Raw genomic sequence first — 25551 nt, 5'->3', positions numbered from 1 at the left:
TACCTGATCAAGGCCCCCTTACGGGCGGAAAAGCGACGGAAGCCGCACCGCCGCCACCCGTTGGGCGGTAGGAAGGGTTCCGCGCATCGGCATCCAGTATCACGCAGCGTGACGAACGGAAACGGTGGGTCGGAATCGGTGGGTCGGGGTCGGTGGGTCGGGGTCGGTCGTCGGGATCAGTCGGTCGGAATCAGTAGGGAGTGCCGGGTGGGTCAGCCGGAGATGCAGCCCGAGGGTCCGCCTCAGGACGGGCGGGGCGAGGGGGCGGCCGGGCTGCGGCCGGGCGACCTGACCGGGCGGCCGTTCCCGCTCGGGGACTGGGGAGAGCCGGCCGAGCGGCTGGACGAGCTGTACCGGTGGGTGGAACGGGGAGCGCTGGACACGGCTGCCTGGTACCTCGAGGACCGGGTGTGGAAACGCCGGAGCGCGCGGATGCTGCGCGGCGGAGCGGCGGCCGGGACGGTGTGCGGGGCCGCGCTGCCCCTGCTGGACGTCAGCGGGGCGGTCGGCGGGGTCGCTCCCTGGGGATATCTCGCGTTCCTGCTCGCGGTGGCGTGCGTCGCCGTGGACCGGTGCTTCGGGGTCACGTCCGGGTGGATAAGGGACGTGGCCACCGCGCAGGCCGTGCAGCGGCGGCTGCAGGTGCTGCAGTTCGACTGGGCGTCGGAGAGCGTCCGGGAGGTGCTCGGGCCGGCGGAGGGCACGGCCGCGGAGGCCACGGAGCGGTGCCTAGGCGTACTGCGGAAGTTCTCCGAGGACGTGACGGAGCTGGTGCGGGCGGAGACCGCCGGCTGGATGGTGGAGTTCCGGACCGGCCCGACACCGCTGGGGATCCAGACGGCCGCGGCCGCCTCGGGGCCGCGGCCGGACGCCGTGTCCCCCACGGGCCGCTTCCCCGTCCCGCCCGGCGCGGCCCGCCCGAACATGCCGCGCCAGCGGCCTCCGGAGCCCCGCTGACCTCACGCGCACGGGCGCATCCCCGCCACTCCCCGGAGTCGGATGGTGGGGTCACGGTACGCATCCCGGAGGGGACAATCCGGTCATGCCCGCTGGAATTCGCCGAACGTTCAACGGCCTCATTCCCTGGTGTAGGTCAGGGCGCCCCCGCTGCCGTCGCGGCGCAGCCGGCCGTCCGGCAGCAGCGTGACCTCGCTGGCTTCACCGGGCTTGCACGTCGGACTCGGCCCCCCGACCGTGACGCTGGACGGGCCGATCTCCAACGGGCCGCCGTCACCCGGCTGTCCGGCGAGGTCCGCCTCGAAGACGCAGTGGTACGTGCCGCCGTCCTTGGTGGGACCGTCGGCGACCAGCGTGAGGACCGTGTCCCCCACCCCGCCCTGCTTGAGCGTCAGTTCCCGGGTGTGGTGGCCGAGGTCGTTGTCGATCGACGAGGACCACGTGCCCAGGAAGGAGGCCGGGATCGCCCCGTCCGCCGCCGACGGGCTCGGGGACTCCGGCTCCGTGGTGGCCGGAGTGGACCCCTGGGTGGTGTCCGGGGTGGTGGACGCGCTCGTGGCGGTCGGGGACGGGCTGACCGTGCCCCCGCCGGCGTCCCCGCCGCCGTCCCTCATCAGGGCGTACACCGAGCCCCCCGCGGCGAGCGCCACGACCAACGCCACCACGACGAGCACCGCGGTGGACCGCCGGTTCTCCCGCGGCGGCCGGGGCCCGACCCCGACGGGCGGCGGGCCGTACGGCGGAGTCGAGCCGTAGCCGGCGTACGGGTTGTACGGCGCCTGGGCGCCGGGCTGTTGCGGATAGCCGTAGGCGACCGGCTGCGGATGCTGCTGGGCATGCTGCTGGGGATAGCCGTACGCGGGGTGCGCCGGAGGTGTGCCGGGCGGGGGCGTCTGCCCGGCGACCATCGTGGGGAGGTGGTTCAGCGGCACGCCGCCGCCCTGCTGTCCCTGCGGGCGCGGGTCCCCGGGCGCGGGCACCGAGGCGTCGTCGGAGGCGGAGGCGTGCTCCGGGGAGGCGTCCGGTGCGGCGGGCGCGGCAGCGGGCGCCGGCGGCTGTGCCCGGCCCGCGCCGGAGCCGGTCCCGAGGCCGGTCCCGGCCGCCCCCTCCGGGTCCTCGGTGTCCAGCAGCCGCACCGCGTGCCGCCCGAGCTGGGCGACGAGCGCCCCCGGCAGCCAGGGGTCCCGGGAGCGGCCCCCGGAGACCGTGTCCTCCGCACCGGTGCGCTCCAGGATCGCGTCCAGCGTCGGGCGGGCGGCCGGGTCCTTGCGCAGGCAGTCGCGGACGAGGTCGGCGATGCCCTCGGGGACACCCTCGAGGTCGGGTTCCTCCTGGGCGATGCGGAACATCACGGCGTGCGCTCCGGTGCCCGCCGTTCCGAAGGGCAGCGCTCCGGTCGCGGCGTAGGCGAGCACCGAGCCGAGGCAGAAGACGTCGCAGGCGGGCGTGATCCGGTCGCCGCGCACCTGCTCGGGCGCCATGAACCCGGGGGAGCCGACCAGCGAGCCGGTGCGGGTGAGTCCGTCCCCGGCCAGGGTCTCCAGCGCCCGCGCGATGCCGAAGTCGATGACCCGCGGACCGTCGATGGTGACCAGCACGTTGGACGGCTTGAGGTCCCGGTGGACGATCCCGGCGGCGTGGATGTCCTTCAGCGCGTGCGCGAGCCCGGCCGCGAGGATCCGCACCGACCGCTCGGGCAGCGCCCCGTGGTCGTGGCCGACGACCTGCTGCAGGCTGGGCCCGGCCACGTACCCGGTGGCCACCCAGGGCACGGCGGCCTCGGTGTCCGCGTCCAGTACCGGCGCCGTCCAGTGACCGCCGACCCGCCGCGCCGCCTGCACCTCCTGCCGGAACCGGGCCCGGAACTCCTCCTGCTCGGCGAGCTCCTCCCGCACCAGCTTCACGGCGACCGTACGGCCCCGGTCCGAGCGGGCGAGATACACCTGCCCCATGCCGCCCGCGCCCAGCCGCGCCAGCAGCCGGTACGCCCCGATCTTCTGCGGATCCCCCGGCCCCAGCTTCTCCATGGCCGCGCCGCCTCCCCCGATAGGCCCGAAATCTGCGCATGTGCAACAGAGCGAGAATAGTGCGGCCCTGATCGGCGTCGCACCGGAAGGCGTCTACGGTTCCGTAACAGGTGACCTCGGGAGCGCGCTGCGGGCCGGTCCGCGTGCGACAACCTGTCGCGGAAACCCCCCGCCGACGGAACAGGAAGCCGATTCCGGTCCCCCGCCCGGGACATCTACGCTCGCCCGCATGACCCCACAGCCCAACCCTCAGGCCGGCGCGGCCGTCAAGGCCGCGGACCGTGCGCACGTCTTCCACTCCTGGTCCGCTCAGGAGCTCATCGACCCGCTCGCCGTCGCCGGCGCCGAAGGGTCGTACTTCTGGGACTACGACGGCAAGCGGTACCTGGACTTCGCCAGCGGGCTCGTCTTCACCAACATCGGCTACCAGCACCCGAAGGTCGTCGCCGCGATCCAGGAGCAGGCCGCGACGATGACCACGTTCGCGCCGGCGTTCGCCGTCGAGGCGCGCTCGGAGGCGGCCCGGCTGATCGCCGAGCGGACGCCCGGCGACCTGGACAAGATCTTCTTCAACAACGGCGGCGCCGACGCGGTCGAGCACGCGGTGCGCATGGCCCGGCTGCACACCGGCCGCCCGAAGGTGCTCTCCGCGTACCGGTCGTACCACGGCGGCACCCAGCAGGCGGTGAACATCACCGGCGACCCGCGCCGCTGGGCCTCCGACAGCGCCGCCGCCGGGGTCGTCCACTTCTGGGCCCCCTACCTCTACCGCTCCCGTTTCTACGCCGAGACCGAGGAGCAGGAGTGCGCGCGGGCGCTGGAGCACCTGGAGACGACCATCGCCTTCGAGGGTCCGGGGACGATCGCGGCGATCATCCTGGAGACGATCCCGGGCACGGCCGGGATCATGGTCCCGCCGCCCGGCTACCTCGCCGGGGTGCGTGAGCTGTGCGACCGCTACGGGATCGTCTTCGTCCTGGACGAGGTCATGGCCGGGTTCGGCCGGACCGGCGAGTGGTTCGCGGCCGACCTGTTCGGCGTCGTGCCCGACCTGATGACCTTCGCCAAGGGCGTGAACTCCGGGTACGTGCCGCTCGGCGGCGTCGCGATCTCCGGGCGGATCGCGGAGACCTTCGCCAGGCGGCCCTACCCCGGCGGTCTGACCTACTCCGGGCATCCGCTGGCCTGCGCGGCGGCCGTCGCCACGATCAACGTGATGGCCGAGGAGGGCATCGTCGAACACGCGGCCACGCTGGGCGCCTCGGTGCTGGAGCCGGGGCTGCGGGCGCTGGCCGAGCGGCACCCGAGCGTCGGCGAGGTGCGGGGCGTCGGCATGTTCTGGGCGCTCGAACTGGTCCGCGACCGGGAGACCCGGGAGCCGCTCGTGCCGTACAACGCGGCCGGGCAGGACAACGCGGCCATGGCGGCGTTCGCCGCGGCGGCGAAGCAGCACGGGATATGGCCCTTCGTGAACATGAACCGGACGCACGTGGTGCCGCCGTGCAACGTGAGCGAGGCGGACCTGAAGGAGGGGCTGGCGGCGCTGGACGCCGCGCTGAGCGTGGCCGACGAGTACACCGGGTGACGAAGTCGCCGTTATCACGGCTCGGTAGGAAAACGCTTCGAACGCGTAAGGTGGCGTGCTCGTAGACATAAGCGAACACCCACCCGCACGCGTGAGGAGAGCCGCCCGATCATGCCCGGCAACGCTGCCGTGACCCGCAGTACCCTGCGACAGCAGATCGCGGACGCGCTTCGTGACGAGGTGCTGGCCGGGCGGCTCCAACCGGGGCGGGCGTTCACCGTGAAGGAGATCGCGGACCAGTACGGGGTCTCCGCGACCCCGGTCCGCGAGGCGCTGGTCGACCTGTCCGCGCAGGGGGTGCTGGAGGCCGACCAGCACCGCGGCTTCCGGGTCCCCGAGTACACGCCGGCCGACCACCGGAACATCATCGAGGCCCGCAGCCTGGTCACCGACGGCATGTTCCAGGCCCTCGCCGACGGCCAGGAGGGCTTCCCGGACGTGGACGACCCGCGCAGGGTGTCCGCCCTCGCCGGGGTGCGCCGCCGCGGCGAGGAGGCGGGGCGCGCCGCGGCGGCCGGTGACCTCACCGTCCTGATCGGCTACGACCTGCGTTACTGGCGCGAGCTGAGCGCCCTGTTCGGCAACCCCTACCTTTCGGACTTCCTGCACCGGCTGCGGGTGCAGTCCTGGGTGTGCACGGTGCAGCACCTGCGCCGCCTGTCCGACCTGCGCGGCCGGCTGTGGTCCGGCCACACCGAGCTGGTCGACGCCCTCGCGCGCCGGGACTCCACGACGGCCCGCGGGATCGTCGCCGCGTACAACGCGCACTCCCTGAGCCTCATCGACCGGCCCGCCGGCGAATGAATGGGTATGGGACGTGCACGGGGGGAGCTGACCGGGTACGGCACCGACTACGCTTCCCTGTCCACCGTCATGCTGTACGCGTGCTGATGCGAGGAGCCCTCTTTGGCCTGTGACCTGTGGCTGGTCCCGCTCGTCGACGTGTTGTGCCACACCCCGGACAACCCGTTCGCCGAGGAGCTCGCGCAATACAACAAGGTGCTCGCCGAGGCCGGGCTACCGCCGGTGCCGGTGTACCAGTACATGCCGGGCCTGTCCGGTGAGGTCGCGCCGGTGGCCGGCTTCGACTACGACGCGCTGCACTTCCTGCGCCGCGCCTACCTCCTCCAGGTGTGCGGGCTGCCGGTGACCCCGGTGGACGAACTGGGCGGGGACTACGAGCAGTTGCTGGAGATGTTCGAGTCGACGGCCCAGCAGTCCCACCTGGTCTGGCACTACGACCACGCGGGCGCGTACGTCCCGGTGGACTTCCCGAGCCCCCTGTCCAACGACGAGCTGCTGGCCGGCGGCGGCCCGCTGGGCTCCTCCCAGACGCTGCTGAGGGAGCTGGAGACGGTGGCGCAGTCGATCGGCATCGACCCGGCCAACCCCCCGGCCGCCCCGGAACCGCCGCGCGCGCCGACGGGGCTGGAGGAGCCCGCCGTGGCCGCCCCGTACGACCCCAGCCCGTTCGCGCGGGAACGGCACGTCTGGCTGGGGCTGCACGCGGCGGCGACACGGAGCCTGGCTCAGGGCTCGATGATCGTGTTCAGCTGATGACCGGGGCGCCGGTCAGAACACCGGCGTCCCGTCCTGGGTGAGCTTCCAGTCGACGGCCGCGAAGTCCTTCGGGTCGAGGGTCTTCTTCGCCGTCACGTAGTCGATCATGAGCTGGCGGATCTCGTTCGTGGAGCTGTAGGCGATCTCCGCGGACGCGATGTGCGGGTAGCCCGAACCGCCGTTGGCCCGGTAGTTGTTGACGGCGACGACGAAGACCTGGTCGTCGGCGACGGGCTTGCCCTGGTACGTGAGGTTCTTGATCCGCGAACCCTCCGCCTGCGCGATGTCGATCTCGTAGTCGACACCCGCGGCGGTGTCGTACATGTAGTCCCAGAAGTTGTTGGCGTTCGTGAGGGTCGCGGTGTCGACCTTCGTGCCCGACGGGACCTGGTGGTAGTACTTCGCCGCGTACTCCAGGTAGTCCTTGAGCTGGGCACCCGTCAGCTTCTTGCCGTAGAGGGTGTTGTCGTAGATGTAGAGGCCGGCGATGTCCTTGATGGTGACACTGCCCTGCGGGATGTCCGCCGTGCGGCTGAAGGGCGCCGCCACCGAGATCAGCGGGAGCGCCGCGTCCGCCGTGGACAGGCCCGCCTTCACCGTGTCGGCCTGCACCTTGTGGATGAAGTCCATGATGGGCACGTCCTTCCAGCAGGACTCCGCCGCCGAGAGGTCCTCGGTACAGGTGCCGACCGCCGTGTTGACGTACTTCACGACCAGCTCGTGGTCGGCCTCCAGGAGTTTCTTGATCTCCGGGTCCTCGTCCACGGTGTTCGGGTTGAGGGTCTGGGCGGTCTTGCGGGTGACCTTCCACCGGCCGTGGTGCAGCTCCAGCTCGAAGTCGAAGACGCTGAGGCGGTAGCCCCAGCAGTACGGCTCGGAGAGCAGGACGTCCTCGCCGGTCTCCGCGTTCTTCACGGTGTAGGACGGGACCTCGACGTGGGTGTGGCCGACCAGGATCGCGTCGATGCCGGGCACCTGCTCGGCGACGAGGTTGGAGGCGTTCTCCACGTACGGGAGTTCGTCGCCGTACGACGACGAGCCGTCGAGCCCGGAGTGGTCGGTGAGGAAGACGACGTCGCAGCCGAGGGCGCGCAGCCGGGGCACGTACTTCTTCGCCTGCTCCACCAGGCCGGGGAAGACCATCTTCCCGCTGACGTTGTCCTTGTCCCACAGCGCGATGCCCGGGTTGGTCAGGCCGAGGATGCCGACCTTGATGTCGGGGGCGCCGGGCACGCGGATCTTCTTCACGGTGTACGGGGGGAACGCCGGGCGCAGGGTCTTCGCGTCCAGCGCGTTCGCGCCGAGCAGCGGGAAGCGGCACTGGCTCTCGAACTTCCGCAGCACGTCGATGCCGTAGTTGAACTCGTGGTTGCCGAGCGCGGCGGCGTCGTAGCGCATGTGGTTCATGGCGACGGCCATGGGGTGCTTCGCCCCGCCGGTGATGGGCTCCACGCGCGCGAAGTAGTAGGCGAGGGAGGTGCCCTGGATGATGTCGCCGGCGTCGACGAGGAGGACGCGGTGTTCGCCCTTGGCGGCGCGCTGCTGCTTGATGAGGGTGGCGACGCGGGCCACGCCCACGGAGTTGCCGGCCTTGTCGCTGTAGGCCGCGTCCTTGTAGTAGTCCCAGTCGAAGACGTGGCTGTGCAGATCGGTGGTGCCCAGGATGGAGAAGGACCAGGTACGGGGCTTGCAGTCGGCCTTGCGTCCGGCGGCCTCGGCGGTACCGGCGCCGACCGCGCCCGCGACGGCGACCGCCGCGCCGGTCACGGCCGACTTCTGCACGAACTCACGGCGGTTCATGGGACTGACGGGCATTCGGGACTCCTGGAACTGGAGAGGGAGCAGATGAGGGAGAAACGGCAACTACCCGCGTAGATGCTTGCCTCGGCCACCTCCGCGCGGAACCACGAACAACCCAAGGGCCGGTCAAGGATGCTCATGTCCATGACCGGCCCATGGGGGTGGGATCCGCGTCCTACAGGAAGGAGTTGATCTCGATCGTCTCGTCACGGCCCGGGCCGACGCCGATCGCGGAGATCGGGGCGCCGGACATCTCCTCCAGCGCCTTGACGTAGTTCTGGGCGTTCTTCGGCAGGTCGGAGAAGGACTTCGCCTTGGTGATGTCCTCGGACCAGCCCGGCAGGGTCTCGTAGACCGGCTTGGCGTGGTGGAAGTCCGTCTGCGAGTACGGCAGCTCCTCCACCCGCCTGCCGTCGATCTCGTACGCCACGCAGACCGGGATCTGCTCCCAGCCGGTGAGGACGTCCAGCTTGGTGAGGAAGAAGTCGGTCAGACCGTTCACCCGGGTCGCGTAGCGGGCGATCACGGCGTCGAACCAGCCGCAGCGCCGGTCACGGCCGGTGGTGACACCCCGCTCACCGCCGATGCGGCGCAGCGCCTCGCCGTCCTCGTCGAACAGCTCCGTCGGGAAGGGGCCGGCGCCGACGCGGGTGGTGTACGCCTTCAGGATGCCGATGACCCGGCTGATCTTCGTCGGGCCGACACCGGCGCCGGTGCAGGCGCCGCCGGCGGTCGGGTTGCTGGAGGTGACGAAGGGGTACGTGCCGTGGTCGATGTCGAGGAGCGTGCCCTGGCCGCCCTCGAAGAGCACGACCTTGTTCTCCTCCAGGGCCTGGTTCAGGACCAGCACCGTGTCGGCGACGTACGGCGCGAGCTTCTCGGCGTAGCCCAGCAGCTCCTCGACGACCTGGTCGACGGCGATCGCGCGCCGGTTGTAGAGCTTGGTGAGGACCTGGTTCTTGACGTCGAGTGCCGCCTCGACCTTCTGGGTCAGGATCGACGCGTCGTACAGGTCCTGCACCCGGATGCCGACGCGGTTGATCTTGTCCGCGTACGTCGGTCCGATGCCGCGCCCGGTCGTGCCGATCTTGCGCTTTCCGAGGAAGCGCTCCGTCACCTTGTCCACGGTGACGTTGTACGGCGTGATGATGTGCGCGTTTCCGCTGATGAGGAGCTTGGACGTGTCGACGCCGCGCTCGTTCAGACCGCTCAGCTCGGAGAGCAGGACCGACGGGTCGACGACGACGCCGTTACCGATGACCGGCGTACAGCCGGGCGAGAGGATTCCGGAAGGGAGGAGGTGGAGTGCGTACTTCTGGTCGCCGACGACCACCGTGTGGCCGGCGTTGTTGCCGCCCTGGTAGCGAACGACATAGTCCACCGAGCCACCGAGCAGGTCGGTCGCCTTTCCCTTGCCTTCGTCACCCCACTGAGCACCGAGCAGCACAAGTGCGGGCACGCGCGTACACCCCTTCCGGGCGGGGCATGTCCAAGGTCAGGGGCGTACGCGTAGGCTCACCGCCGCGTACCACCGCGACCGCCGTTGGCCGCACAACCGTCGGACCGGATGCCCCGGAATAGACGAAGCCCCTGGCGCAATAGCGCAAGGGGCTCTTGCACAAAGATGCTACCCGAGGAAGCGAGGCAGGACCGAGGTGGCGACTTCCGCGAGGTCCGATCAGCTGCTGGTGATCATCGATCCCCTGGCCCGGCGGACGGACGGGGAGGCGGTGCGGATCGCGAAAGACGTGCTCAGCGCGGGTGCGGCCACGAAGGTGTGTCTGCCGGACGACCCGGAGGAATTCGCCCGGGTGCTGACCCGGCGGGGCTCGCGCCGGCCGGTGGTCGTGGGCGACGACCGGGCGCTGGTCCGTGCGGTGACCCTGCTGCACCGGCAGCGGGAGCTGTCCGGATGCGTGCTGTCCATGGTGCCGGTCGGCGGCTCCCTGACCCTGGCCGAGACGCTGGGCCTGCCGACGGATGCCGTCGCCGGGGCACGGGCGGTGCTGGACGGGGTGGAGCGGCGCATGGACCTGCTGGTCGACGAGAGCGACGGGGTGGTGCTGGGCGCGTTGCGGATCCCACCGGTCCCCTTGCGGGAGGCCGAGGCGGTGGAGCCGGCGGCGTCCGCCCCCGGGCGCCCGGGGCTGCGCACGCGGTGCCGGTCGCTGGTACGCACCCTCGCGTCCCGCCCCGCCCCGGCCGTTCCCGCTCCCGGGCCGTCCCGGCTGCGGGTGGAGGTCGACGGGGAGACGGTCGTCGGCCTGGACCAGCCCGTGGAGGCGGTCTCGGTCACCCCGGGCGCCTCCGGCGTGGCCGACGTGGAGGTGCGCCCGCTGTCCGTGGGGGCGGAGGCGTCACCGCTGCTGGCCTCGGGGAGGACGGTGACGGTCACCGGGGCCGACTTCCGCTACCGGGCCGACGCGGGGGTGTCGGGGCCGGTGCGCAGACGGACGTGGCGGGTGGTGGAGGGGGCTTGGGGGCTTACGGTGCCTTCAGGGTGAGGTGGGGGCCTGGAAGCCGGTGGTGTCCAGCGTGCAGCCGATGGGGTCCGGGATGTACAGCTTCTCGCCGAAGGATGTGGTGAGCCGCCCCTGGTATCCCTTGGACGAAGGCTCCCAGTAGACGGTGGCCTCTTCTTCCTGCATGTCGAGGAGCAGGTAGACGGGGACGCCGACCCTGCTGTAGACCTCGAGTTTGTCCGTGCGGTCTTCGTCTCGTGTGGCCGGAGAGGTCAGCTCCGCAACGAACGAGAGCGCCTCTCCGTCAAGGCGGTTGCTGGTGCTGCGACGGGCACGTCGGTGGGCAGCGTGGATGTCAGGGCCGTACGCGCGCTCGATGCCTGGGAACACATACAGCAAGGGGCCCCAGCTGATGCGGTGCTCCTCGGGTAGATGAGGACGTAGCTGATCGCAGATCATGTCCATTACATCCGCGTAATAGGCCTTCGACCACGGCGACACGACGATGCTCCCCCTGATGATCTCGGCCTTGTAGCCGTCGGGCACGTTCAGCTCGTCGAGGAGGTCCAGGAGCTCCTCGAAGCTGCTACGGGGTTCGGCGTCGTTTATCACCGGTCGCTCTGCCATCAACGTCATGATGCGCCCTCCCTCGAATGCAGACCAGTCACCACACAGCGTAGTGGACCGGTCACTCAGTTCACCTCCATACTCAGTCCCTCCAGCCCCCGGATCACGAAGTTCGGCTTCCGCGTCGGCTCGGCCGCCAGGGTCAGCGTCGGGGCCTTCTCCAGCAGGGCCGTCATCAAGGCGGCGAGTTCGATGCGGGCGAGGGGTGCGCCGATGCAGTAGTGGATGCCCGCGCTGAAGGAGATGTGGGGGTTGTCCTTCCGCGTCAGGTCCAGCCGCTCCGGGGCGGTGAAGACGGCAGGGTCGTGGTTGGCGGAACCGAAGAGCATGGCGATCTCGGCGCCCCTCGGGATCACCGTGCCGTCGATCTCCACCTCGTCCAGGACCCAGCGTTCGAAGAGCTGGAGCGGGGTGTCGTAGCGCATCAGCTCCTCGATCGCGGACGGGGCCAGGGAGTGGTCCGCGCGCAGGGCGGCGAGCTGGTCCGGGTTGCGGAACAGGGCCCACCAGCCGTTCACGGTGGCGTTGACCGTGGCCTCGTGGCCGGCGTTGAGGAGGAGGACGGCCGTGGAGATCATCTCCTGCTCGGTCAGCCGGTCGCCCTCGTCGTGCGCGGCGATCAGACCGGAGACGAGGTCGTCGCCCGGTTGCTCACGGCGCTCGGCGATCAGCTCCCGGAGGTAGTCGGAGAACTCGACCGAGGCGCGCACCGCCTTCGCCGCCGTCTCCTCCGACGGGTTCAGCTCGTACATCCCGCAGATGTCGGCCGACCAGGGCCGAAGCTGCGCCCGGTCGGACTCCGGGATGCCCAGCATCTCGGCGATCACCGCGACCGGCAGTGGCTCGGCCACGTCCCTCAACAGATCGCCGCCGCCCTTCTCCACCAAGGAGGCCACCAGGTCGTTCGCCAGGTTCTGGACGTACGGCCGCAGCGCCTCCACGGTGCGCGGCGTGAACGCCTTCGACACCAGGCGCCGGATCCGGGTGTGGTCCGGTGGCTCCAGGTCGAGCATGCCGTGGTCGTTGAGGACGTGGAACGGCTCGTGCTCGGGAGGGGGCGGTGTGCGGCCGAAGTCCTCGTGGGTGAACCGGTGCTGGTACGTCCGCCCGAGCCGGCGGTCCCGCAGCAGCGCCGAGACGTCCGCGTGGTGCGGGACCAGCCACTGGTCGGTGGGCTCGTAGTAGATCACGCGCCCCCGCTCCCGCAGCTCGGCGTAGGCCGGGTACGGGTCGGACACGAACGTCTGGTCCCAGGGGTCGAACGCGAGGTCGTAAGCAGCTGCCATGAACGGACGCTAGCCCGGCACCGGTGCCGCTGACCAGGGGTGTCGACGGTCTGCCCCGTTCTCAGCCCGGTGTGACCAAGCGCGCCTCGTAGGCGAACACCGCCGCCTGGGTCCGGTCCCTGAGCCCCAGCTTCACCAGGATCCGGCTCACATGGGTCTTGATCGTGGACTCGGCCACCACCAGGTGCCCGGCGATCTCCGCGTTGGACAGGCCCTGGGCTATGAGGACCAGGACCTCCGTCTCGCGATCCGTCAGGTCCCCGTAGGCCGCCTGCGCCGTCACGGACAGCCGCGGACTGTCGGCCAGCCGGGAGAACTCCGTGATCAGCCGCCTGGTCACCGACGGTGCCAGGAGCGCCTCGCCGGACGCCACCACCCGTACGCCGTCCGCCAGTTGGCGGGCCGAGGCGTCCTTCAGGAGGAAGCCGGAGGCTCCCGCGCGCAGGGCCTGGTACACGTACTCGTCGAGGTCGAACGTGGTCAGCACCAGGACCTTCGCCGCGCCGTCCGCCGCCACTATCTCGCGGGTGGCCTCTATGCCGTTCAGTTCGGGCATGCGGATGTCCATCAGGACGACGTCCGGGGCCAGTTCACGTACGCGCTCCACCGCCTCCCGGCCGTTGACCGCCTCGCCGACGACCTCGATGTCCGGCATGGCGCCCAGGAGCACCGAGAAGCCCTCGCGCACCATCATCTGGTCGTCCGCGATCAGTACCCGGATGCTCATTCGGTCCCTTCGATCGTCGTGGCGACGGGCAGGAACACCGTCACCTCGTAGCCTCCGTCGTCCGCACGGCCCGCCGTCATCTCGCCGTTCAGCATGGTGACGCGCTCCCGCATCCCCGTGATGCCGTGGCCGGCCCCGGGGGACGGCTTCACCAGGGACGGCGCGGGCGGCGGGTCGTTCACCACGCGCAGGCCGAGCCCGCCGAGAACGTACCCGACCTCGACGCGGGCGCTCGCTCCGGGAGCGTGCCGGAGGGTGTTGCTCAGCGCCTCCTGGACGATCCGGTACGCCGACAGCTCGACGCCCTGCGGCAGTTCACGCACGGCTCCGGTGACCACCTTCTCGACGTCGAGGCCCGCCTCCCGCACGTTGGCGAGCAGTGCGTCGAGGTCGGCGAGCGTGGGCTGCGGGGCGTCCGGGGCCTCGTAGTCCTCCGCGCGGACGACACCGAGGACACGGCGCAGCTCGGTCAGCGCCGCCACCGCGTTCTCCCGGATGGTGGCGAAGGCCCGCTCCAGCTCGGGCGGCGGGTTCTCCACCCGGTAGGGCGCGGCCTCCGCCTGGATGGCGACCACCGACATGTGGTGGGCGACCACGTCGTGCAGCTCGCGGGCGATGGTGGTGCGCTCCTCCAGCAGGGTGCGGCGGGAGCGCTCCTGCTCGGTCGCGGTCTGCTGGGCGGTCACCTCCTGCCGGGCCTCGCGGCGTATGTGCCAGATGGTGACGGCCAGCAGGATCATGGCGGCGAGGATCAGCACAGGGGCGGTGGTGACGCCGTTGTACCCCCGGCCCAAGAGGTGCTCGGCCACGAGGCCGTACGCCCCGGTGATCGCCCACATCCAGGCCGCCGTGCGCGGGCGGGTGCGTATCGCCACGATCGTGAGCACCGCCAGATGGGACACGGCGGAGCCGGGCAGCCACGGCCAGTCCAGCGACGAGTTGTTCAGCAGGGTGATGAACGACGTCGCGACGAAGGACAGCCAGAAGGCGCCGACCGGGCGGATCAGGGTGAGCAGGACCGGAACGGCGACGATCAGGCCGCTCAGCAGGGCCGACAGACCGCCGCGGTTGTCGCTCGCCCAGGCGACCAGCATCGAGAACACGGCAGCGGCGGCCACCACCCCGTGCCGGGTCCACAGGGCGTACCTGCGCATGCGGGGTGTGAACCGGCTGGTGATCGGACCGTCGACGTTCATGGTGGGCAACGGGCGGTAGGCGAAGGCGTCGTGGAACAGGTCCTGCCGCAGCTTCCGCAGGGCGCCCGCGGCCAGCCGGTATTCCGTGCTGCGCGGCCTGGCGCCCGCGCCCGGCGGTGTCGTCTGCGTGTGCGTCGTCTCGGTCACGTTCAAAAGGTAGGCGGGAGCAGGGGTGTTGGGCGTCACCAGTGAGAGGGGTCCTTCGGGATCCTCCTCAGGTACTACGGGTCGCCATGGGTCCTGCCGTCGCCGGTCGGGTGTCTCAGCGGCCGCCCGGGCGGACCAGGCCCGACTCGTAGGCGAACACCGCCGCCTGGGTGCGGTCGCGCAGGCCGAGTTTCACCAGGATGCGGCCCACATGGGTCTTCACGGTCTGCTCCGCGACCACGAGCCGTTCGGCGATCTCCGCGTTCGACAGGCCCTGGGCGATCAGGGCGAGCACCTCCGTCTCCCGTTCCGTGAGGTCACCGACGCGTTGCTTCAGCGGTGCCCGGCGGCTGCCGTCCAGGCGGGAGAACTCGGCGATCAGCCGGCGGGTGATCCCCGGGGCCAGCAGCGCGTCGCCCGCGGCCACCACCCGGACCGCCTCGGCGAGCTGGTCCGCGGAGGCGTCCTTCAGCAGGAAGCCGGACGCGCCCGCGCGCAGTGCGTCGTACACGTACTCGTCCAGGTCGAAGGTGGTGAGGACGAGCACCCGCATGCCCGGGTACTCGGCGGTGATGCGACGGGTGGCCTCGATGCCGCCCAGTTCGGGCATGCGGATGTCCATCAGAACGACGTCCGGGGTCAGTTCGGCGGCCTTGCCGATCGCGTCCAGGCCGTCCACCGCCTGGCCGACCACGTCGATGTCCGGCTGGGTGTTGAGCAGCACGGTGAAGCCCTGCCGGACCATCTGCTGGTCGTCGGCGATGAGGACGCGGATGGGACTGCCGGTCATACGGTGCCGTCCTTGTGGTCGGTGACGAAGCCCGGGGCGACGTCGGTCGCGGAGAGGGGGAGGTACGCCATCACCTTGTAGCCTCCGTCCGGCAGGGAGTGCGCCGTCAGCGAGCCGTCGAGCATCGCGACCCGCTCCCGCATGCCGAGCAGCCCGTGCCCGACACCCGGTGACGGCGGTGCAGGCCGCGTCGGCGGCGAGTTGACGATCTCCACGATCAGCCCGTAGGTGTAACGGACTTCGACGCGGGCGGTGGCGCCGGGGGCGTGCCGCAGCACGTTGCTCAGCGCCTCCTGGACGATCCGGTACGCGGACAGTTCGACGCCCGGCGGCAGCGGTCGCCGCTCACCCTTGATGTCGAGGTCCACGGTGAGGCCCGCGGCCCGGGTGTTCTCCACGAGCGCCTCCAGCCGGTCCAGGCCGGGCTGCGGGGCGTGCGGGGCGGTGCCGGTGGCCGATCCGTCGAGCAGGTCACCGGTCTCGGGGTGCTCGGAGCGCAGCACACCGAGCACCCGGCGCAGCTCGGTCAGTGCCTCCAGCGCGTTCTCGCGGATACCCGCGAGGTTCTCCTTGAGTTCCTCGGGCGGGTCCTCCACCAGGTGCGGGGCGACCTGGGCCTGGATGGAGATGACGGACATGTGGTGGGCGACCACGTCGTGCAGTTCGCGTGCGATGCGGCTGCGCTCCTCCAGGAGGGTGCGCCGCGCCCGCTCCTCGGCGGTGAGCGTCGTCTGCCGGCCGAGTTCCGCGCGTGCTTCGCGGCGTCCGCGCAGCGCCATGCCGAGCACCACGACGACCGCCGACAGGACGGTCGTGACCATCCCGGTGGGCTGGTAGTTCGCCCCGCCCCACAGCCCTTCGAGGAGATAGGTGACCAGTACGGTCAGGCCCAGCGCCTCCGCGGACACCCTGGTGCGGACCCGTAGCGCGAGCAGCAGCAGCACGAGCAGGTGAGCGATGATCCCGGCCACGGTCCAGGGCCAGGTGAACCTTTGGGTGCGGGCCTCCACGGGCAGCCAGCCGTGCACCGCGACGGCCCCCACCACGGTGGCCGCCATGGACAGCCACCACGCCGGTATGGGCCGCCACAGGGCGAGGACCACCGCGCCGCCCTGTGCGAGGGCGATCAGCAGGGCGTACCCGGAGTAGAGGTTCCCGCCGTTCGCGAGCTGGGCCGCACCGCCGAGGGTGATGCCGAACGCGGTGAGGCACAACACCCCCTGCGGCAGCCAGCGCAGCCGTACAGACGGAGGCAGCGGATCCGCCCTGGTGGTCCACAGGTCGTCGCGCAGCACCCGCAGCCAGCGCAGGACTGTGCCGGTGAGCACACGCCGCGTCCCCGGTTCCGTCACGGGCCCCACCCTAGACATGGCGCTTCGCCACCACCGCTCTTCCGGGGGACGGCCGGTGCGACCGGACCACGTGTGAACTCCGGCCGCGGGGCTGCTCGTAGCAGCGGAACGCGGTCCAGCAGACGGCGAGGGCCAGGGCGAACACCGGGAGCCAGGCCAGGCGGGACGCCACCCAGCCGAGGTCGTCGGGCAGGGTGTGCAGGCCCGGCAGGCGGCCGGCGGGGAGGGCGGTGGCCGTGGTGGCCATCATGGCCGTCTGGTGCCAGAGGTAGATCGTCATCGCGGAGAGGTTCACCAGGGCCACCGCCGCCCAGGCCGGGGGACGGCGCAGTGCGCGGCGCAGCCGGTCGCGCAGCAGCAGGGCCAGTCCGCACTGGGCGAGGCCGAAGGTCACGGCCGCCAGGGTCGGCGGGTCCAGGTTGGAGACGGCCGTCCCGGGGACGCCGACCATCGAGGCCGGGTAGCCCGCCCAGGCGACCAGTGCCGCGGTGGCGACCGTGCCGCCGAGGAGCAGTACCCAGCCCGCACGGCGGCCCTCCAGCTCGCCCCGGGTCCAGGCCGCGCCCAGGGTGTAGGGCACCAGCCAGCCCGCCGCGACGTTCACCCAGCCGAGCCAGAACGGGCCCACGCCGAGGCCGAATCGCAGAAGGTCCACATGGAGGACGACGGCCAGCGGCCACAAGGGGTTGAGCCGGCCGACCAACGGGGTCGCCGCCGTCAGCGCCGCGAACACCAGCAGGAACCACATCGGCGACAGGGCGAGCTTGACCAGGGTGTGGACCGTGTCGTAGGGGACCCCGGCGACGAGCAGGGCGGTCGCCACCACCGTCCACAGGGTGAGGACGGCGGCGACGGGCCGGAACAGCCGGGACAGCCGGCCTCGCAGCCACTCGCCGTATGACGTGCCCCGGGAGCGCGCGGAGGCGTACCCCTGGGTCGCGACATGGCCGCCCACCAGGAAGAAGACCGCGAGGGTCTGGAACATCCAGGAGACCGGGGCCAGCCATGGCATGTGCTGGAGCGGGCTCCCCGTGTGCAGCGTGCCGTCGTCCACGACGAGGGCGGTGACCAGCCAGTGGCCCAGGACGACACCGAGGATCGCGAAGGCGCGCAGGGCGTCGACCGCGCGGTCCCGGGAGGCGGGGGTGGCGGCGTCCACGCGGGGGGCGGCCTGCCGTATGCCCCGCAGGAACGGTGCGTGGGTGGTCGGTTCAGGCACCGGACACCTCCGAGGTCTCGCCCAGGACGATCCGGGCCAGGTTGGTGAGGGCGGTGGAGCCCGGGGTGAAGTAGCCGCTGTGCTTGGCGTCGGCGGCGCCGAAGACGCGGGCGCCGAAGGCCGGGGAGACCGGGTCGGTGCCGAAGCCGATGGTGGCGACGGCCAGGTCGGCCCTGACGTGCGGCACCTCGCCCACCCAGTCCTCGCTGCCGCGGGCCGCCCAGACCCGGGCGGGGGTGTGCAGGGCGGCGGCCGTGCCGGCGCCCGTGCCGGGGCTGCCTATGAGGGCGATGTCGGCCACCGCCAGGTTCGCGGCGGCTCGGCCGCAGACCACCGAGCCGTACGAATGGCAGACCAGGGTGAGGCGGGTGTGCGGTCCGGTGACGCGGCGCAGGTCGCCGACGAGATCTCTGAGGTGGGGTGCCGCCTGCTCGGCGCGGCTCGCGGTGAGGACGGTCGTGCTGACCGTGCCGGGCGTGCGGTAGCCGAGCCAGGCGACGACGGCGGTGCGGGTGCCGGGCGGTGCGTGCCGGGTGAGTTCGCGGTACAGGGCGGAGCCGGCCGTGTGGAAGCGGGCGTAGGTGTCGAGGGAGGTGTCGGAGCCGGGCACCATGACGGCCACCCGGTCCGCGTGGGCGAGGTCGCCGAACACCTCCGTGGCGAGGCCCGCGCCCCGGCCGTCGAAGGCGAGCAGGTGACGGGACGGGTCGGCGAGCTCGCGGTCCGCCGCCGCCCGGTGCCGGTCGCCGTGGGCGGCGGCCATCCGGGACGCCTGCGCGGCGTTGGCCCGGTTGGCGGCGTAGGCGTGGCCCAGGGTGGCTGCCGTGACGGGGGCGAGCGCGGCGGGGGCCGGGGCGGGGATCTCCGGGTGTGCGGCGGCGGAGAGGGGGATCACGATGGCGGCGGTGATCGAGGTGGCCAGGAGGGCGCGCAGCCACCTGGGTCCGCGGCGCCGCTTCCCGCCTTGACCGCGTGCCGTCCGTACCAGCTCCATGCCGGCCTCCCCTCCCCTGCCGCCCGGCCATCGGGCTGGTCTGGAGGGGAAGTTACGGAGCGGGGACCGTCGCCTGCGTCCCGCTCGGGAGCTGTTCTGGGAGGTAGCTCTCAGGTACTACGGGTATGCCCGGGTGCCGTCACAGGGGGTACGTCAGGGGGCTGCCCCGGCGTATGCCCGGGTGCCGCCCCCGAGGTCTGGCCTGGACCGTCTGCCCTCACCGCCGGTGCCCCCACCGCCGGTCTCTCACCACGCCAGTTGCGCGATCTCCTCCGCCACCACCGCGCACGCGTCCGCGGCCGGGTCGATCAGCGGGAAGTGGCCGACGTCCTCCAGGAGCGTCAGGCCCACCATCTCGCCCGCCTTCGCCGCCGCCTCCGCGTACGACTCGGCGACCGCCTCCGGGACGTCGATGTCCGCGCGGCCCTGGACGAGGGTGGTCGCGATGCCGGTGGGCAGGAGGAGGGCGGGGTCGGCGTACGGCCGGCGCTCGGTGAAGTTCTCCTTGCCGCCGAGGAGCTGGACCGCCGCATTGCCGCAGACCTCCAGTTTCGCGGCGACCTCGAAGTCCGCGATCGGGGCGAGGGCCACCACCCCGCGCAAGGGGGCCGGGCCGGCCGTGCGCCAGGGGGAGCCGGCCGGCAGCACATGGCGGGCCGCCGCCCACAGCGCCAGGTGGCCGCCCGCGGAGTGGCCGGTGAGCACCGTTCGGCGTGCGTCGGCCTGGGGGAGCACCTCGCGGACGAGGGCCGGCAGCGCGTCCATGGCCGCCGCCACGTCGTCGAAGGTGTCCGGCCAGCGCCCCGCGATCGGGGCGTCCACCTTCTGCCCCTGCCCCTTCCCCTGCGCCGTACCGCCGCGGCGGTACTCGACGTTGGCGACGGCGAAGCCCCTGCGGGCCAGGAAGTCGGCGAACGGGGTGATGTGGCGGCGGTCGTACGGGGCGCGCCAGGCACCGCCGTGCAGGACGACGACCAGGGGGGCGGGTCCGCTCTCGCCCTGTGGCGCGTAGAAGTCGATCACCTGGTCGGTGTGCTCACCGTAGGCACGGGTGGTGTCGGGCTCCACGGACGGGTGCGAGAAGGCCGACTCCTCCTCGGCGGCGGCGCGGGATGCTGCGTCGTCCGGCATGCTCCAACCTCTCAGCGGCGATGGGGTATCTCCCAGGCTTTCGGCACTGGGGGAGGGTTTGGCGGACCAGGTGGGAATCGGCCGTTGGCCGGGACGGTACCAGGCCGGTGACGGGGGATGTCACTCTCGGTGAGGATAAACGGTTCGGTGGTGGGTGGGGTCGGGGCGGCCGGGTGCCTGAGGGTTTCCTCGCCCCCGCCGCCCCTACCCGTTCCCGTCCCCAGGGGCTCCGCCCCTTCGACCCCGCCGGGGGCTGCGCCCCCTGAACCCCCGCAGGGCTCCGCCCCTGCACCCCGCCAGGCGCTTCCCCCCCTGAACCCCCGCAGGGCTCCGCCCCTGCACCCCGCCAGGCGCTTCCCCCCCCTGAACCCCCGCAGGGCTCCGCCCCTGAACCCCCTGGGGGCTCCGCCCCCAGACCCCCGTCGGCCTGGACGGCCTCGTCCTCAAACGCCGGACGGGCTGAGTGATGCCTGCCGGCGCTGAGAGGCCACGGCGGGACTCGTCACCCCCCGACCGTCTCCCCCAGCACCCGCCCCGCCCGTTCCACGTCGGTGAAGGTCACGTACAGCGGGGTGAAGCCGAAGCGGAGGACGTCGGGGTGGCGGAAGTCGCCTATGACGCCTCGTTCGATCAGGCGGCGCATCACCTTTCCCGCGTCGTCGCAGCGCAGCGCGATCTGGCTGCCGCGCTCCTGGTGACGGGCCGGGGTGAGGCACTCGACGCGGCCCGCCGGGACGTACCGCTCCACGCACTCCAGGAAGAAGTCGGTCAGCGCCAGCGACTTGGCCCGTACGGCCGACATGGACACGTCCTGCCAGACGTCCAGCGCCGCCTCCAGGGCCAGCATGGAGAGGATGTCCGGGGTGCCGACGCGCCCGCGCAGGGCGCCCGGCGCCGGTGCGTAGGAGGGGCGCATGCCGAACGGTTCGGCGTGGGAGTTCCAGCCGGGCAGCGGGCTGTCGAAGCGGGGCTGGAGGTCCTCGCGTACGTACAGGTACGCGGGTGAACCCGGGCCGCCGTTCAGGTACTTGTAGGTGCAGCCGACGGCCAGGTCCACCCCGTGCTCGTCCAGGCCCACCTCCAGCGCGCCCGCGCTGTGGCACAGGTCCCAGACCGCGAGGGCGCCGGAGGCGTGGATCGCCGCCGTCAGGGCGGGCAGGTCGTGCAGGCGGCCCGTGCGGTAGTCGACGTGGTTGAGCAGGACCGCCGCCGTACGGCCGCCGAGCGCGTCCGGCACCTCGGCCGGGGTCACCGGGCGCAGGGTGCGGCCGGTCAGCCGGGCCGCCGACTCGGCGATGTAGCCGTCCGTCGGGAAGGTCGTGGCGTCGACCAGGATCTCGTCCCGGTCCCCGTCCGCCATGCGTACCGCCGCCACGAGCGCCTTGAAGACGTTGACGCTGGTGGAGTCGCCGACCACGATCTGGCCCGGCGCGGCACCGACGAGCGGCGCGATGCGGTCTCCGATCCGCTCGGGCGCCGTCCACCAGCCGCTCTCCTCCCAGGAGCGGATGCGCAGTTCGCCCCACTGGCGGCGGATCACGTCGGCGACCCGGTCGGGGACGTGTCCGGGGAGGGCGCCCAGCGAGTTGCCGTCCAGGTACACCGCCTCGTCGAGGACGAACCGGTCACGCAACGCCGCCAGTTCGTCCGCGCCGTCCAGTTTCCGCGCGCGTACCGCGAGCTCAGACATGGGACCTCGCCGTCCACAGCTCGGGGAAGACGTTGTTCCGGGCGCGCTTCTCCAGCCAGGCCACGCCCGCCGAGCCGCCGGTGCCGGGCTTCGCGCCCATCGCGCGCCGGGTGGCGACCAGGTGGTCGTTGCGCCAGCGCCAGACCAGTTCGGCCACGTCGGTCAACGCCTCGCCCAGGCGCGCGAGTTCGGCGTCCTGGTCGCCGGAGTAGATCGCCGTCCAGACCGACTCGACGGCGTCCGAGGGCTCGTGGCGCAGGGACACGTCACGGTTCAGGACATCCGCGGGGATCGCGTGGCCGCGGCGGGCCAGCAGCCGCAGCACCTCGTCGTAGAGGCTCGGCTCCTGCAGGGCCTTCTCCAGTTCCGCGTGCACGCGCGGCGCGCCCCGGTGCGGGACGAGCATCGACGCGGACTTCTCACCGAGCAGGAACTCCATGCGGCGGTACATCGCCGACTGGAATCCGGAGCCCTCGCCGAGGGCGGAGCGGTACGAGTTGAACTGCGCCGGCGTGAGCTGGCCGAGCGGCTTCCAGGAGGCGTTGAGGGCCTCCAGTTCGCGGACGGAACGCTTCAGCGCGGCCACGGCGGTCGGCACGTCGTCCGAACGCAGGGCGTTCGCGGCGGTCTCCCACTCGTGGACGATGACGGTGAACCACAGCTCCATCACCTGGGTGGTGACCAGGAAGACCATTTCCCCGGGATCGTCGGAGAGGGTGTGCTGGAGGTGGGTGAGCACGTCCGCCTTGACGTAGTCCTCGTACGGCGTCGTGCCGGCGAAGTCGAGATGCGGGGTCTCGGGCTCATGGGCCTCGGGGGGCTGAGAGGTCGGGCGAGCCTGTTGGGACATCGCTGTCTCCTGTTGTTGCTCCGGGTAGCGGTCCGCCCCTGCCGATGCCGGCACGGGGGCCCCGGTCCCCTCTCCGCATCCTCCGCAATTCCCCCGGGTGCTGGCAAGGCCCGTCTGCTGCCAGACGGGCCACACCGGACAGTCCTGTCCCGTTCCGGAGTCAGGACGGGGGCTGGAGGACCGAGTCGATGACGTAGATGGTGGCGTTCGCGGCCTTGATGTTGCCGCAGACGATGTTCGCCTTGCCGTTGACCTTGAAGTCGGTGCCCGACCCGGACGTGGTCAGCTTGCTGCCCTCGACCGTCGTGAAGGAGCCGTTGGAGAGCTCGTTCGGGGTGATCTGCTTGTCCACGACGTGGTAGGTCAGCACCTTCTTCAGCTCGCCCTGATTGCTCAGCAGCGAGGCGAGCTGCGACGCGGTCACGTTCTTGAAGGCCTGGTTGTTCGGGGCGAAGACGGTGATGTCGGGCTTCCCGTCGAGGGCGCCGTTCAGCTTCGCCCTGACCGTGGCCGAGACAAGCTGGCTGAGCTCGGGGTACGCGGCCGCGGCCTCCGAGACCTTGTCCTTGACCGTGCTCACCTTCTGGGAGAGCGCCGAACAGCCGGAACCGAACGTCCCCGACGGGCTCGGAGACGGACTCTGTGCGTGGCTCTGCGACGCCAGACCTCCGAGCGCGAGCGGGACGGCGACCACAACCGCCGCGGTGGCGTTTGCTGTACGCATGCGGGTGAACCTCATCGCAACCTTCCTCCCGTGGAGGCGTGAACAGTGCAGAGGTCGGGATTGCGGAAGTCTTGGTTTCCTGAAGGGGGCAGGGTCCTGGGGGGTGGGCGGCTGCTGTGCAACGGCCTTGGGCCGTCGTCGTCCGGCCACTCAGCGAGCGTATCCAGCAGGTACCGGTGACCGCATCTCGAAGCCGCGTCCGGCGTGGAACTCGGCACCCGCGCTGCACCGTTCGGCGCCGGGGGTGAGGCGGCCGGGACCTCTCCGGCTGCGTCGACCGGCGACGCGGGGGAAGATGGCCCCGGAGGGACCGCGAGGGAACGGTGGCAGACTGGCCCCATGACGACTCACAACAACCTCCTCGGCGGCCCCGAGCCGACGTACCTGCCGGAGAACGAAGAGGCGTACCGCCTGCTGGGCGAGGAGTCCCGGTCCCCGGCCGAGGTCGCGGCGAAGTACCCCACGTTCTCGCTCGCCTGGGCCATGCTCGCCGACGACGCCTTCGAGGCGGGACGAGTGGTCGAGTCGTACGCGTACGCCCGCACCGGCTACCACCGGGGCCTGGACGCGCTGCGCCGGGCCGGCTGGAAGGGCCACGGCCCCATCCCGTGGAGCCACCGCGCCAACCGCGGATTCCTGCGCTGCCTCGCCGCCCTCGCCCGCGCGGCCGGCGAGATCGACGAGAAGGACGAGACGGAGCGGTGCTGGCAGTTCCTCCAGGACAGCAGCGCCGAGGCGTACGCCGAGCTCAAGCGGTGACGGTGCACGCCGACAGCTAGTGCTGCGACCGGAAAGGTTCACCGGCTCGCGACGCCCGGCACGGCACCTCGCCGCGTTGTCGCATCACCCGAGTACATCCAGTACGCGGGCGACGCTCCGCCTTGCGATGCACCGCACCGGACGCCGCGAGCTTCCCGGCAAACCTTTCCGGCCACAGCACTAGGGGGCCCACCGCCAGGGGGTCCGTGGCTACGCCCGGCGATCGCCGCGCTCCAGCGGCGGAGCCGTCACGTTGCCGTGCGTCCGGCACTCGGGACGGCGGCAGTCCGGGCGCGGACGGCGTACGAAGGCGAGTGCCAGCACCGCCCCGGCGACGAGGACCCCGGCGCAGATCGGCATCGCCCGGCGGAAGGCCGCGTCGAAGGCGGCGGCCGAGCGGTAGGCCTCCGGGCCCATCCCGGCCAGCAGCGGCAGCGCGGCGACCGCGATCAGTCCCGCCGCGCGTGCCGCCGCGTTGTTGATGCCGCTGGCCAGGCCCGCCCGGGCGGTGTCCACGGAGGCGAGGACGGAGGCGGTGAGAGGGGCGACCAGGGTGACCATGCCGGTGCCCATGACCAGCAGGGCGGGCAGGACGTCCGTCGCGTAGTTCGCGTCCGGGCCCACCCGCAGCATCAGCAGCATCGCCGCCGCGCACAGCAGGGGGCCGACGGTGAGCGGCAGGCGCGGGCCGATCCGGTCGGCCAGGGCGCCCGAGCGGGCCGAGAACAGCAGCATCAGGGCGGTCGTCGGCAGCAGGGAGACACCGGCCTGCAGGGGCGAGTAACCGGCCACGACCTGGAGCTGCAGGGCGGTGAGGAAGAAGAAGCCGCCGAACGCCGCGTACACGCAGAGGGTCACCAGGTTGACCGCCGTGAACTGCCGCGACGCGAAGACGTCCAGCGGCAGCATCGGGTCGGGGCGGCGTTTCTCGACGTACACGAAGGCACCGGCGGCCAGCAGCCCCGCCACCGCGGCGAGGGCGACGGCCGGTGAGCCGCCGCGGGCCTCGATCAGCGCGTACGTCACCAGGGCCAGGGACAGCGCGCCCAGCGCGGCGCCGAGCGCGTCGAAACGGCCGTGCACGCGGGCGTCGGAGGACTCCGGGACGTGCCGCAGGGCGACCGGCGCGCACAGCAGTGCCAGCGGCACGTTCAGCAGGAACACCCAGCGCCAGCCGGGGCCGGCCACCAGCCAGCCGCCGACGAACGGGCCGACGGCCGCGCCGATCCCGCCGAAACCGGACCACAGGCCGATCGCCCTTCCCCGGTCGTCGGGATGGAAGGACGCCTGGATCAGGGCGAGGGAGCCCGGGGTGAGGAGCGCCCCGCCGATGCCCTGGAGGGCACGGGCGGCGATCAGCACGCCCGGGTTCGGGGCGAGCCCGCACAGCAGGGACGCGGCGGCGAACCAGATGACGCCGAGCACGAAGATCTTGCGGCGGCCGTAGCGGTCCCCCAGCGAACCGCCGAGCAGGATCAGCCCGGCCAGCGTGACCATGTACGCGTTGACCGTCCACTGCAGGGCGGCGAGGCTCGCGTCGAGGTCCCGGCCGATGGTCGGGAGCGCCACGTTGACGACGGTCGAGTCCAGCAGGGCCATGCTGGAGCCGAGGATCGTGGTGAGCAGGATCCACTTGCCCTGCGGGGAGGTCAGCCGGACGTCGGGCAT

22 protein-coding genes are annotated in these 25551 nt (G+C 71.9%); 6 read left to right on the top strand and 16 right to left on the bottom strand.

Annotated features, from left to right (window positions below; genetic code table 11):
• The first annotated feature begins 207 nt into the window (after positions 1 to 207).
• Positions 208 to 957 carry an SLATT domain-containing protein gene (locus tag ACFY0F_RS14410; protein ID WP_388792986.1) on the top strand — a complete coding sequence of 250 codons (750 nt, stop codon included), beginning with the start codon at positions 208 to 210 and terminating at the stop codon, positions 955 to 957.
• Positions 958 to 1076: 119 nt separating this feature from the next.
• On the opposite strand, the gene ACFY0F_RS14405 is transcribed toward ACFY0F_RS14410, so the two are convergent.
• Complete coding sequence (locus tag ACFY0F_RS14405) at positions 1077 to 2984, bottom strand: serine/threonine-protein kinase (RefSeq protein ID WP_388792984.1); 1908 nt, start codon at positions 2982 to 2984, stop codon at positions 1077 to 1079.
• 229 nt (positions 2985 to 3213) lie between these two features.
• On the opposite strand from ACFY0F_RS14405, the gene ACFY0F_RS14400 reads away from it, so the two are divergent.
• The 3 genes from ACFY0F_RS14400 (at position 3214) to ACFY0F_RS14390 (ending at position 6126) form a co-directional block, all read left to right on the top strand.
• Positions 3214 to 4569, top strand: coding sequence for an aspartate aminotransferase family protein (locus ACFY0F_RS14400; protein WP_388792982.1), 1356 nt, complete (start codon positions 3214 to 3216; stop codon positions 4567 to 4569).
• Positions 4570 to 4680: 111 nt separating this feature from the next.
• The gene (locus ACFY0F_RS14395) at positions 4681 to 5373 is read left to right on the top strand and encodes a GntR family transcriptional regulator (protein ID WP_388792980.1); all 693 of its coding nucleotides are present in this window, start codon (positions 4681 to 4683) and stop codon (positions 5371 to 5373) included.
• 102 nt (positions 5374 to 5475) lie between these two features.
• Positions 5476 to 6126: a hypothetical protein gene (locus ACFY0F_RS14390; protein ID WP_388792978.1), complete on the top strand. Its 651-nt coding sequence runs from the start codon at positions 5476 to 5478 to the stop codon at positions 6124 to 6126.
• Positions 6127 to 6141: 15 nt separating this feature from the next.
• On the opposite strand, the gene ACFY0F_RS14385 is transcribed toward ACFY0F_RS14390, so the two are convergent.
• Both ACFY0F_RS14385 and ACFY0F_RS14380 read right to left on the bottom strand, forming a co-directional pair.
• Positions 6142 to 7944: a bifunctional metallophosphatase/5'-nucleotidase gene (locus ACFY0F_RS14385; protein ID WP_388792977.1), complete on the bottom strand. Its 1803-nt coding sequence runs from the start codon at positions 7942 to 7944 to the stop codon at positions 6142 to 6144.
• Positions 7945 to 8104: 160 nt separating this feature from the next.
• Complete coding sequence (locus ACFY0F_RS14380; protein WP_388792975.1) at positions 8105 to 9388, bottom strand: adenylosuccinate synthase; 1284 nt, start codon at positions 9386 to 9388, stop codon at positions 8105 to 8107.
• Positions 9389 to 9584: 196 nt separating this feature from the next.
• Here ACFY0F_RS14380 and ACFY0F_RS14375 point away from each other — a divergent pair, with 196 nt between their 5' ends.
• The gene (locus tag ACFY0F_RS14375; protein ID WP_388792973.1) at positions 9585 to 10433 is read left to right on the top strand and encodes a diacylglycerol kinase; all 849 of its coding nucleotides are present in this window, start codon (positions 9585 to 9587) and stop codon (positions 10431 to 10433) included.
• Here ACFY0F_RS14375 and ACFY0F_RS14370 read toward each other — a convergent pair.
• The 12 genes from ACFY0F_RS14370 to ACFY0F_RS14315 all read right to left on the bottom strand — a co-directional run bounded on the left by ACFY0F_RS14370 (position 10425) and on the right by ACFY0F_RS14315 (position 23124).
• Positions 10425 to 11027, bottom strand: a complete 603-nt coding sequence (locus tag ACFY0F_RS14370) for a Uma2 family endonuclease (protein WP_388792971.1) — start codon at positions 11025 to 11027, stop codon at positions 10425 to 10427. The genes ACFY0F_RS14375 and ACFY0F_RS14370 overlap by 9 nt on opposite strands.
• A gap of 56 nt (positions 11028 to 11083) precedes the next feature.
• On the bottom strand, positions 11084 to 12304 hold the full coding sequence (locus ACFY0F_RS14365) for a cytochrome P450 (RefSeq protein WP_388792969.1): 1221 nt from the start codon (positions 12302 to 12304) through the stop codon (positions 11084 to 11086).
• A gap of 61 nt (positions 12305 to 12365) precedes the next feature.
• Positions 12366 to 13031, bottom strand: coding sequence for a response regulator (locus ACFY0F_RS14360; protein ID WP_388792967.1), 666 nt, complete (start codon positions 13029 to 13031; stop codon positions 12366 to 12368).
• A complete protein-coding gene (locus ACFY0F_RS14355; protein ID WP_388792965.1) occupies positions 13028 to 14374 on the bottom strand; it encodes a histidine kinase in 1347 nt (448 codons plus the stop codon). Before ACFY0F_RS14355 ends, ACFY0F_RS14360 begins: the two co-directional genes overlap by 4 nt.
• Before the next feature lie 115 nt (positions 14375 to 14489).
• On the bottom strand, positions 14490 to 15164 hold the full coding sequence (locus tag ACFY0F_RS14350; protein WP_388792963.1) for a response regulator: 675 nt from the start codon (positions 15162 to 15164) through the stop codon (positions 14490 to 14492).
• Positions 15161 to 16534, bottom strand: coding sequence for a sensor histidine kinase (locus ACFY0F_RS14345; RefSeq protein ID WP_388792961.1), 1374 nt, complete (start codon positions 16532 to 16534; stop codon positions 15161 to 15163). Before ACFY0F_RS14345 ends, ACFY0F_RS14350 begins: the two co-directional genes overlap by 4 nt.
• Positions 16527 to 17735, bottom strand: a complete 1209-nt coding sequence (locus ACFY0F_RS14340; RefSeq protein ID WP_388792959.1) for an acyltransferase — start codon at positions 17733 to 17735, stop codon at positions 16527 to 16529. The genes ACFY0F_RS14345 and ACFY0F_RS14340 overlap by 8 nt, the downstream gene beginning before the upstream one ends.
• A complete protein-coding gene (locus ACFY0F_RS14335; protein ID WP_388792957.1) occupies positions 17728 to 18729 on the bottom strand; it encodes an alpha/beta hydrolase in 1002 nt (333 codons plus the stop codon). Before ACFY0F_RS14335 ends, ACFY0F_RS14340 begins: the two co-directional genes overlap by 8 nt.
• A gap of 246 nt (positions 18730 to 18975) precedes the next feature.
• Positions 18976 to 19860, bottom strand: coding sequence for an alpha/beta hydrolase (locus ACFY0F_RS14330; protein WP_388792955.1), 885 nt, complete (start codon positions 19858 to 19860; stop codon positions 18976 to 18978).
• A 502-nt stretch (positions 19861 to 20362) separates the two neighbouring features.
• A complete protein-coding gene (gene kynU / locus ACFY0F_RS14325) occupies positions 20363 to 21550 on the bottom strand; it encodes a kynureninase (RefSeq protein WP_388792953.1) in 1188 nt (395 codons plus the stop codon).
• Positions 21543 to 22400, bottom strand: coding sequence for a tryptophan 2,3-dioxygenase family protein (locus ACFY0F_RS14320; RefSeq protein ID WP_388792952.1), 858 nt, complete (start codon positions 22398 to 22400; stop codon positions 21543 to 21545). Before ACFY0F_RS14320 ends, kynU begins: the two co-directional genes overlap by 8 nt.
• 160 nt (positions 22401 to 22560) lie before the next feature.
• A complete protein-coding gene (locus ACFY0F_RS14315; protein ID WP_388792950.1) occupies positions 22561 to 23124 on the bottom strand; it encodes a fasciclin domain-containing protein in 564 nt (187 codons plus the stop codon).
• Between the two features lie 339 nt (positions 23125 to 23463).
• Between ACFY0F_RS14315 and ACFY0F_RS14310 the strand changes: the two genes are divergently transcribed.
• The gene (locus tag ACFY0F_RS14310; protein WP_388792948.1) at positions 23464 to 23883 is read left to right on the top strand and encodes a DUF3151 domain-containing protein; all 420 of its coding nucleotides are present in this window, start codon (positions 23464 to 23466) and stop codon (positions 23881 to 23883) included.
• 210 nt (positions 23884 to 24093) lie between these two features.
• Here the strand turns inward: ACFY0F_RS14310 and ACFY0F_RS14305 are convergent, their stop codons facing one another.
• The gene (locus ACFY0F_RS14305) at positions 24094 to 25551 is read right to left on the bottom strand and encodes an MFS transporter (protein ID WP_388792946.1); all 1458 of its coding nucleotides are present in this window, start codon (positions 25549 to 25551) and stop codon (positions 24094 to 24096) included.

The organism is Streptomyces sp. NPDC001544 (assembly GCF_042894285.1).
Taxonomy (GTDB): Bacteria; Actinomycetota; Actinomycetes; order Streptomycetales; family Streptomycetaceae; genus Streptomyces.
Note: the sequence above shows the minus strand (reverse complement) of the source record. Positions and strands in the feature narration are given on the sequence as shown.